The following is a 10,233-nucleotide window of genomic DNA, read 5'->3' as shown; positions in this document are numbered from 1 at the left end:
TCTAAACATATCTGTGCACCTTTCATCAATGTATCTACCGGGAGATTAATTAATTTTGTGTAGGTGGCTGTACCAGAGAAGTATTTAATGCCCGGATCAGCATGTACAGTGTAAGAGACCAAGTTCTCAAATGTCGCTTCTCGTGGTGCCCCTCGATTGGGCTGGAATGTAACTTTCCAGGGGCCTTCAATACTTCTTATCCGGCGCGCTGTTCTGACAGGAAGGATAACTACATTTTTTTTTGCCGGCGACAAAAACACTACAAATAAAGCATCATTAGGCGTTAAATGGAGCGAAACGGACGTATGCCCATGCGTTATTTTATAGGAAACAGGTTCTGTTTTTCCTGTTTCCGGATGCCAGATCTGTGGCTCCTCACCAACAACGCGAAATGTTGCTTCAATAGTTTCATCGTGGTCGTTAGTGTTATTTACCCAATAAATGTCGCCGCCATTCACTTTGCGATGTACATAACGTAACTGCGTATCATCGTGTGGTTTGCTATATTCAAAATCAGGAAGAATGTCTAAAGCAGCGAGTACTTCAGCAATTGTCTTTCCGGTGAATACATTTTTTCTGCCGGAGTTCCATACTTCCTTTACCAAACGCTGAAATTCCAGCGGGTCATCATTTAAACTCGCTGTCATTTCGGGCTTTACACCTGTGATAACGGCCCCTTCTTTTACCAGCCGGGCAATTTTACGGAGAACAGGCAAGGACATTTTCCGGGCATTACTGTCTATTACTAATACCCTGTACTTCATCCCGGAAGGTGTAATAAGATTTCCATCTTTTATTGACAGCAGGTTAATAAGCGCATGTGGATTAATAAAATCATAACTATACCCTTGTGGGAACTCCGGCATTTTGGCTCCGAACAGCCCGGTTATATTATTGTCTTCTCCGTAATAGTATACAATGTCAGCAACAAACTTTCCCTGCTGCAACATATATGAACTTCGGGCCAGGTAATCAGTCCATACCTTTGCCTGGTTTGCCCAGGTATCATGACGGTTAAACCATTGGCCAAACACGCTGAGCCCAAGGCCAGGAATCTTATCATCAACCGGCTGATGAACCGAGGTGTGGATCACAAAACGGTTTACGCCGCTGGCCAGCTCCAAATCGGCGGTAGGTTTTAATTTTTCAGGCGAATATGACCAGGCGCCATTCGCCCCAAAACCAATTGCGGTAAACGATTCGGCAGCGACCAGATTTTGCCCATAGATATGAGCAACCGATGCAGATTCAAGAATATCGGCCCGGGCCATATTTGGCGGAGAACCGCCAGGCCCCGGCACCCACATGGCCGACATCGGAATAGCTGCTGTTCGTTTTACATCCATCCCGTCAGCAATGAACAACCGGCCGTTCTCATGCGATTCGGAATAACGCTTCATGCCATAACTTGCAAGAATATTGGTGAGTTGATCATAATGGTTTTCAGTTATCAGCTCCGAAATGGTTTTGCGCCAGTCCCATAGAAATTGCTCACTGGCTTCTGCGCTCTTAATAACCTGTCCGGTCAATACCGGCATCCATGGTAATAAACTATAACCACGACGCTTTTGAAACTCTTCCATCATCCCGGGTGTCCAGGTTTCCTGCCCAGCTTCGTAACTATCGGTTATTATGTATTGCAACCCTTTTCTTCCCATCAAGCCACCAGTTGCATCTTTGTATTGGTTCAGGTAAGTCGTAAAATAATCTTTCACTGCCCGTGCATCCATTTTGTCCACTTCCAACCCGGTTGCTTCAAGTGATGCAGGATGGTTCTGTTTCCCGGTTAGCGAATAGCCAAACCGTACTATCTTCCATTCCCCGCCGGCAGATGGCGGTGTCCAGTTTAATGTGCCGGATGCATCCATCTTCCCGGTTAAGTCAACTACATCGGTTTGTGCAATTACGTCCGGCGTATTTGGTGTCGGGTATTTCCATAAATCAGCCGAGGCTACAAAGCCGGTCTTTTCTTCAAAGTGATTAATACGCGCAGCGGGATACAGCACCAATTCTGCAATGTCGGTTCCGGCAGGTGGTTTGGCTACCGTAACACTCCCCATCATCGCGGCAATAGCGTTGGGATGGGCTGCCGGGTTGTCAAATCTTAATCTAAAGTACCTGGCAGTAGTTGGCGGGATGGTAATAGTTTGTTGAGGAATAACATTAAGTGGAATAAAAGCCACCCTCTGAAAAGTAATTCCATCATCACCTGCTTCCAGACTCCGCTCTTCAGAAGGCCCCGACAACCCGAAAGGCGATCTGGTTCCACCTCCTACCACAGAAACGGCCTTGATAGTTTGGGCCTGTACAAATTCATACTGGATCCAGGAATATCCCTTTTCCGGATCGGCAGGTAGCAGATTGGTTGTTGCCAAATCTCCGTCCGTTAATTGCTGCAGTGAAAAATTACCTGCGTTAGAAGTGATTTTTGGGGCCAGGGCATTCAATGAAATATCCGCTGCGGGTAAGCGGTACGCTACCACCGCCACATCTTTGTAGTACTCCGGTGGTGTAGCTGCTTTCAAACGGATAACAGAAGTTTCCTTTGGGATAGGGAGATTTTGAAAGTCTCCTGTGGTAGCAGGCGGGCTGGGCAATCGGCCGGTAAAAGACTGCCCTCCTTTTACCCTAACCTCAGTCCAAACCAATTTTTTCATTCCGTCTTTAGCAGGCACCCACGGCCCTCCGCTTTCGCTCCATCCTGGAGAACCCGCAATGGCCATTTCCAGCTTTAATGAGTCGGCCAGTTTGGAGGCCAGCTTAAATGCATCTTTCCACCGTGGTGTCATGTAAAGCAAACGCTGGGCAACGATTTGCGGTGTGATCAATCCAGCATCAAAGTTCTGAAAACCGCCGATTCCGCTACGTTTCATCCACAACAGGTCTTTGCGAATACCGTCCTGGGTAATGTTACCATTTACCCAATGCCACCAAACGCGTGGCCTGGCGGCATTATACGGGTTTACAAAACCTTTGTAAAAGCGGTCATCAGGCAGCTCCTTCCTGTTTTGTGCAGCTACTGAGGCCGGTGTTAAAAAGGCCACACATACGTAAAGCATCGTGGCAAGACTTCGAACGCAAAATGTCATTTAACAGCTTGTTTTATATGGACTGTATTGCCTGAAAAGGCCACGCAATACAGTCCAAAGTTCATATTTCTCATCCAGCCAGAGAGACGAATGATCGCCTGATAGCAAAAACACTTAACGCAGCTCTCCCGGTACACCTGTAGGTAATCCATGGGCCAGATCTACGGAGATTTTATGTTTTCCCAGTTCTGCCTGTATGGTGCCTGATGACATACTCGTAACGTTGAATATGACATGTTGTGCTTTCAGAAAACCTTTCTTCTTTCCTGAAACCAGGATATCTGCATCCCAGTACACTTTACGCCCATACGACCCCGTAGTTGAGGATTCACTTCCGTTCAGAATAGCTTCACCGTCATCTGTAAAATTGAAGTATTTAACAACGCGGCGCGGCTCCCCTTGTGTTCCCGCCGCGGGTTTTACAGTGCTGATTTCGGCATAGCCAGAAACCAGTCCCTTGATCGTTCCCTGTTCAGGAATGCTTGTATCCGGCCACTTGATATCTTTCAGATCAGTTGCCCACTTCATTTCGGGACTAAATGGCGCCAGAGGTGACGAAGGTTTCCTGGAGGTAAACCTGATCATCCGCAGACGGCCCCTTTGCTCACCTGGTTTTTCCTGTTTAGGGTCCTTTTGCTCCCAGAATACGCCATGCGTGCTGGTGGGATCCCAGGTTAAATTTCCAAAATGATTATAGACCCTGTAGTTATCTTTCGCAATGGTTATGTCCTGGCCGGTGTAACCATCCTCCGGAAGCCTTGCCCGGTCGCCATATTGATCGGTCATACTCAGGCCATAGAACCGTCTAACCGGCTCATAACCTTCAAATTCCGCATTCCGTTGATTAGCTACTGCGGGCACCTGAGGCCCGCCTGCGATAAGCGGTCGTGGAATCAAACCAAACGCATCCATTCTTGTTGTCTGCCTGTGTGTTTGAAATATTACCCATTTGCCATCCGGCGAAGGATAGGTGCCCTCCTCGTAGCTAAAATGTTTGGTAAGCCTGGTCACTTCGCCTGTTGTCAGATCAATTTTGGCCAGATCAAAGTTATTGGCTTCAAATAAAGAACTACACACAAGAGAGCGTCCCATATCTGCAAAACTTTTGACTTCACCACCACCGTGCAGGAAAGGCCTAAAGGGATTAGTATCCGTTTGATCTCCCACTATTACTTTGGGATTGGCAAGTATGTAACGCTCACCTTTTTCGTCGGCTATCCTGGTTAGCTCACTCACCAAAACAAGCATCCCTTTAGTAGTAATAAGCGTACCAGCAACATGGATCCCGTCAGGCGACATATTAGAGGCAATCCGCATGAGCATACGCGCACCAGGTATGTCCGGATATACCAGCGGCAGGATCTTAGCCTCCTTACAATCTACTATAGAGGGGCTGCATTCCAGTATTCCTGAAGGAGTATAAACCCGTTTTCCATCCGGAAGGGGCACCGGCATTTCGCCGCCGATCTCTTCTTTTAAATCACAGGTCAAACACTTGAATCCGCTCCCGTCATCCAGCATCACCCCCAGATCGGTCTTTTTCTTTCCGGCCATGTGAATTTCCATGATCAGGTGTTTTGCATCGGGAAGGTAATTGATCAATACAGCATCACTTACCTCTGCCGGAAGTGGTATCGTAGTAACCTCAAATGGCTCAGGTTTCGGGGCCGGTGGAAGCTTGGACGTAATGGAGTAGTTTTTTTGCCCATTTCTCTCCTGTGAATATCCATTAAAGGCTATCAGGAATGCTAAAATCACTATACCTGGTAGTAGCCTGTTTAACTTTTTCATAATTTTTATTTTAATAGTTTTTTATGTTTATAAATAGTTGTGGTTGTTCCCGGATCCTTCAATAACAAGAATAAGCCCCGATAATATTGCATTCTTATTAACTGGAAATTCCGTACTTTTTCATTTGCTTATTGATAAAAGAGGCCGCCGTTTTCGGACTGATCCTGTTAAAAATCCCCAAAAACCGGGAATCCGCCCCTACATATACCTGGTAGTCATTATTTTCCATCCCCCTGATAATGATTTCCGCAGCTTTAGCCGGTATCAGGATCTTCGATTGTGCTGCCTCCTTACCTCCTTTTTGCACCATATTCATCGTAACACCTGAATTTGCCGTGATATTGGTAGCCACCGCGCCGGGGAAAACAACTGTAACGCGTACGTTGGTATGCTGCAACTCGGAGTGAAGCCCCTCGGTAAGCAATTTGACAGCTGCCTTCGTTGCGCCATAGACAGTTTGACCGGGAACCGGCAGAAACCCGCCCATGCTGGAAATATTGACAATATGCCCTTCAGGGATGCTGAGTAAGTGTGGCAAAAATGCTTTAGTAACGTACAGTGTTCCGTGCAAATTGACATCAATTACTCTTTTAATCGTGCTGTAGTCAAGATCTTTCAGATCAACAAACGGTTGAATTATCCCGGCGTTATTGATGATCGCATCTACAGTCCCCTTTTGTGTAATAGCCCCTCCAACAAGTTCATCAACTGCAACGCTATTGGTGATATCTACCTGAAAAAGACTTAAACTGCTTTCAGGTGCCCTGCTAAGTCTTAAAGTTTCCTGCAATGCCTCCCAATTGATATCCACAGCAATAACCTTTGCTCCTTTTGACAGTAGATTCAATACAATTTCCCTCCCAATACCACTACCGGCACCTGTAACCAAGACCACCTTTCCTTTTACTTTCATACGCTTTTTATGTAATCTGTGCTTAATTAAAATTATAGGAAAGGCTTAAAAAGTATGACCTGGGCTGCGTTGGCCTTGCACCATAAGTTGCATTCGGATTGGCAGCGACCTGAGCTTTCGTTAAAGCCTCGGGCGATAAATTGCCGGGAAAGCCACCGGGGGCATACCAACCGGTTATCCCAATAGAATTAAACAAATTATTGATATTAAAATTGGCATTTAGCCTCGGTGTAAGCTGATACCCGGCCTGGTAGTTGAAGGTGTGATATCCGGGCAGGTCAAATGCATCCGCAGCATTAGCAGCCGAGGAGCCAACATATCTCCATCCCAGAGAAGTTATGAATCTTTTAAAATGATACGAAGGAGTGATACTTGTCAATACAGCAGGTGTCAGTCCTACCCTTCCGCCATGGGTTTCCACCACCTGATCATCGGCAGGGCCAGGCTGCCCTACATTCCAATGACGTTGTACAACTGAAGTAGCATGTTGCAGCGTAACGGCACCACGCACATTAAAGTGGCTGCCTATGTTGAAAACACTTTCCATTTCCACCCCTATTGTGCGTTGCTCGCTAAATACTGCTTTTGTATAGTAGTAAGTATTAACTTGTACATCCTGCGTATAATCAAAGCTTGGCATATTAGAAATGTCACTGTAAAATGGCGTAAAATACCCGGTAAAGCCTCCTTTCTGAACCTTATATCCCAGTTCGGCCTGTACAACATGGATTGGCACAAATGATACCGCATCTGCCTGTGCCTGGGAGTTTACCGCTGTTACAGATTGAAGGTCAGGCGCTTTGCGCCCTTCGGAATAACGTACGTAGACCGCTTGCTCTTCAGAAAATTTATAGTTTAATGCTGCCGAATAAGACAAGCTTTTTACCGTTTTGTTAATGTGAAACGGCGTATTACTTACGTAAACGTTGTTATCGTAATAGGTAAGTAAATTTTTATCATAACCACCAGCTGCTGTTGCATTTGCATCAATTACCGCATTGTTGGACGATCCGGTAAACTGATTATAGTTGTACCGGAACCCGTAATCAAGCGTAAGGCGGTCTGTTAACGGTGATGACTGGCCGAAGAATGCGTCAAATCTATTATTCGTAATTGCACTATTGCCATATCCCGAACCGTAAGCAGTAAAGCCGTTTGCATCAGTTACCTGAGTAACCGCTCCCGAAAAGTTAGTATAGGTAAGACCCAAAGGATGAGGCTTATCTTCAAGGGTAGTGAAGGACTGCCCCGCATAGCCTTTTACAAAACTGATATTGGAATGGCCAATATAAACACCGGCGTTGAATGTTGTTTTCCCAACTGTTTTGCGTATACTGAACTGCTCCATAATTTCCTTAGCTTTATTATGAAGCGCATTGGCCAATTCAAATAAAACAGGGGCCGATTGCACCTGACCGTTAGGAAGCTGGTTATAAGTTTTGGTGAAATTGATGCCCAAAAACTGGCCTGTCGGTGACAAGTTGGGGGACTGTACTACCGTGAGCATTTTTTGCCCGGTGGTTAGGTCTGTAAAATTATATGTTCCGAATTTTCCGGCTAAACCTTGCAAGCCATAGAAGAGCACACCGTCGGCAGAAAGGATGCCAAGGGGGGCCGCGGCATTCCATGTAGCTTCCTTATTGCTGTATTTAAAATTATTGGTGATGGACCAATTGTTGCCCAGGCTTTGCTGATATTCAAGGCCAATTGACCTGTCCAGGTTATGGATGAGATCAGATGGTCTGAACTGATTGACTTTGCCATCAGGTGTATACTTAAAATCCAGCGTTTGACTTGATGGGCCGGCCAGAGTAACATTATTGGAAAAATCTGCCGCCGGCCGCGGGTTGGTATAGCCTATAAAAGGAATTAAATCAAAATATCCATTCCTGTCATCCAGAAATTTACCGTATAATTTGATGCGGCCACTGCCGAATTTCTTAACTACGTTGAATTTCAATTGTCCGCCTTTATTCAGGGGGTAGCCTGCATATCTTGCCCCGTCGCTGTAACGGTAAAAACCGCCAACGTCATAGGTCAGGTCCCCTTTTTTATCCAACGGGCCTCCAATATTCAGGTCAGCGCGGTAATAGGGATGGGCGTTTCCTTCCAGCCCATATTTAATTATAGCTTCGCCCGCAAATTTATTGCCACCCGTTTTGGAGGTGTAGTTAAAAAGTCCGCCGGGAGCATCAGAGCCAGTAATTGAAGCTGATCCGCCACGTACAGCTTCCACCCTTGCCGTTGTTGCATCCGCACGCAGAAAATAATCGGGGCCATAATTAGCTCCTGTAAAATTGGTAACGGGTAAACCATCTTCCTGCATGGAAACATAGAAGTAGCCGATTGAAACATCGTTTGAAGTAGGTGTACCCCGCACAGCAACCTGGTTGCGGATTTCCCCTGCTGATGAATTGACATAAACACCCGGAACATTTTTCAGCAGATCTGCAGCACTTTGCGGTGTTTGCATTTTGATTTGTTGTGCACTGATGGTGGAGATCGCTATAGATGCATCGAGCCGTTTTCTTGAATCAAATACACCGGTTACAATAACCTGCTGTAGCTCGCTTACATTGTCTGTAAGTGTTACGGTCATCGCACTTCCAATTTTAACGGTTTGTTCGCCATTTTTATAGCCGACCATAGAAAACACTAATACCGAAGATGACGAAGGAACTGAAATGGTAAAGTTTCCTTTAGCGTCTGTAGATGCGCTGCTTTTGCCATCCTTTACATGGATGGTCACCCCGGGAAGTGGGTTGCCTTTTTCGTCGAAAACGGTACCTTTTACTTGTTGCTGGGCGAATACTGGGAGGCTGCAGCATGTTAAAAATACGGCCTGCAGCAGTATCTTTTTTACGAGTTTACCCCAAACACGTTTGTGGGTAAGTATTTTTTTCATAATTTTAGGGAATTTTAATTAATAAAATAATCGGTTATTTGGTTGGTTAAAATATCGCCGGTAATGTTTGCCGCATTACCGGTTCTTTTTTTGGGTGGTATTTATTTATCCATACTATCTGTTTAAGTGAATATTCTGTTACGATTTTCTATTTTGCAGCCTGTATATTTCTTATGCTGATCTGCTCATCAAGGGCAATTATCCCTTCATGTGTGCAAATCCCCCTCACGGCCAAGGCAATAGTATTTAACAACAAGTCGTAAGGTGCCAGATTAAATCGCTTGAAATGTTCGGCTCGGACAACAGCCTCATACAACACAAAGATGCTTTCAAGAACTACCCCGGGAATAATATCGTTTCTGAACAGCCCTTCGTGAATGCCCCGTTCAATGACATTTAAGAACTCCGGAGTGAATCTGCCGCTATTGGCTGCATCGCTCTTGGCAGCTAAATCCGGGTAATAATACTGAAGGTCATGAAAGAAAATCTTGTTGACCTGATATGAAACGTCGATAGATGTTAACCAGATATCAAAGAAGCGCGCCGCGGCATTTTGGGCTACGTTTAATTTCCTGAAATCCTGATATTGCCGGTTAAAGAACAGGTCCAGTGCATCAGCTAAAAGCTCCTCTTTGTTCTTGTAATATTTATAAAACGTTTTGGTCGAAATGCCAAGGGCATCTACAATCTTTTGAACAGAGGTGTCCCGGATCCCGTATTGCAGGAATTGCCGAAGCGAAACTTCGAGAATTTCAGTTTTCATAATTTATAATTGGCTTGGAAAATATTTCAAGTAAAATATTTTCCATCAAAGTAAATGGAAAATATTTATAAAAACAAATTTTCCTAAACTTTTTATTTGAAAGAATTTGGCTTTAACTTTCAATTTGCCACTTTATCGAAAGCTACCTGTCATTTAAACAGTATCGAACCAAAATGAATATGTAAATCCCTTATTTACAGAAATTTGATTTGAATATTAAGAAACACCCAGCCGGGTCAACCATATTGTGCTCGAACCAAAAAGGGACTCCATGCGCTTTAAACGAAGGCTGCAAAAATGGGTAAAATAGAAAAAGAGCCTTTACGACATCGTAAAGGCCCTTCTGTGCGCCCAGTTCGGACTTACCGACAAATGGGATATGTTTGTGATCCTGCTGGGACTATTTTATACATAATCTAAAGTCATTTCCTGTCATTTAACCAGGGTTCGACTTCCCTATGGGCCATCATTCTGTGGTGATGGGCAGGGTGCTTGAATTTACAACCGAAAGCATTGCACTTTTTTACACGACGGTACTATTCATGACACAATAGTTTCAGTAGGCGGTATAACAATTGATCAAATTATTATTCACTCCGCAGGCTTGTGACGGGGCTGGTCAGCGCCGTTTTGAATACCTGATAACTCACCGTTAGCAAGCACAGGCAAACGGCCCCGCCACCGGCACCAACAAATATCCACCAGGATAAAGAAACCCGGTAATGATAACTCTCCAGCCAGTTATGTATGAAATACCAGGCTAAGGGGGAAG

Annotated in this window: 6 protein-coding genes; all 6 read right to left on the bottom strand. The window is 45.0% G+C overall.

The features are described 5' to 3' along the window. A partial coding sequence (locus VF500_RS20840; RefSeq protein ID WP_330861525.1) for a glycosyl hydrolase occupies positions 1-3,059 on the bottom strand: 3,059 nt, incomplete at its 3' end. 144 nt (positions 3,060-3,203) lie between these two features. Further along, a complete protein-coding gene (locus tag VF500_RS20835) occupies positions 3,204-4,880 on the bottom strand; it encodes a hypothetical protein (protein WP_330861524.1) in 1,677 nt (558 codons plus the stop codon). Positions 4,881-4,977: 97 nt separating this feature from the next. Continuing rightward, the gene (locus VF500_RS20830; RefSeq protein WP_330861523.1) at positions 4,978-5,793 is read right to left on the bottom strand and encodes an SDR family oxidoreductase; all 816 of its coding nucleotides are present in this window, start codon (positions 5,791-5,793) and stop codon (positions 4,978-4,980) included. Positions 5,794-5,815: 22 nt separating this feature from the next. After that, positions 5,816-8,698, bottom strand: a complete 2,883-nt coding sequence (locus VF500_RS20825; RefSeq protein ID WP_330861522.1) for a TonB-dependent receptor — start codon at positions 8,696-8,698, stop codon at positions 5,816-5,818. A gap of 148 nt (positions 8,699-8,846) precedes the next feature. Then, positions 8,847-9,461, bottom strand: coding sequence for a TetR/AcrR family transcriptional regulator (locus tag VF500_RS20820; RefSeq protein ID WP_330861521.1), 615 nt, complete (start codon positions 9,459-9,461; stop codon positions 8,847-8,849). Between the two features lie 587 nt (positions 9,462-10,048). Beyond that, on the bottom strand, positions 10,049-10,233 hold a 185-nt coding region (locus tag VF500_RS20815), incomplete at its 5' end, for a hypothetical protein (RefSeq protein ID WP_330861520.1).

It is taken from the genome of Mucilaginibacter sp., from assembly GCF_036383575.1.
GTDB lineage: Bacteria > Bacteroidota > Bacteroidia > Sphingobacteriales > Sphingobacteriaceae > Mucilaginibacter.
The sequence above is the reverse complement of the archived record's forward strand: the minus strand, read 5'-3'. Positions and strand labels throughout refer to the sequence as shown.

Bases quoted from the DNA above. Each gene is read 5' to 3' on its own strand.
- VF500_RS20830 (WP_330861523.1), bottom strand. From the start codon at position 5,793: ATGAAAGTAAAAGGAAAGGTGGTCTTGGTTACAGGTGCCGGTAGTGGT.
- VF500_RS20820 (WP_330861521.1), bottom strand. From the start codon at position 9,461: ATGAAAACTGAAATTCTCGAAGTTTCGCTTCGGCAATTCCTGCAATAC.
- VF500_RS20835 (WP_330861524.1), bottom strand. From the start codon at position 4,880: ATGAAAAAGTTAAACAGGCTACTACCAGGTATAGTGATTTTAGCATTC.
- VF500_RS20825 (WP_330861522.1), bottom strand. From the start codon at position 8,698: ATGAAAAAAATACTTACCCACAAACGTGTTTGGGGTAAACTCGTAAAA.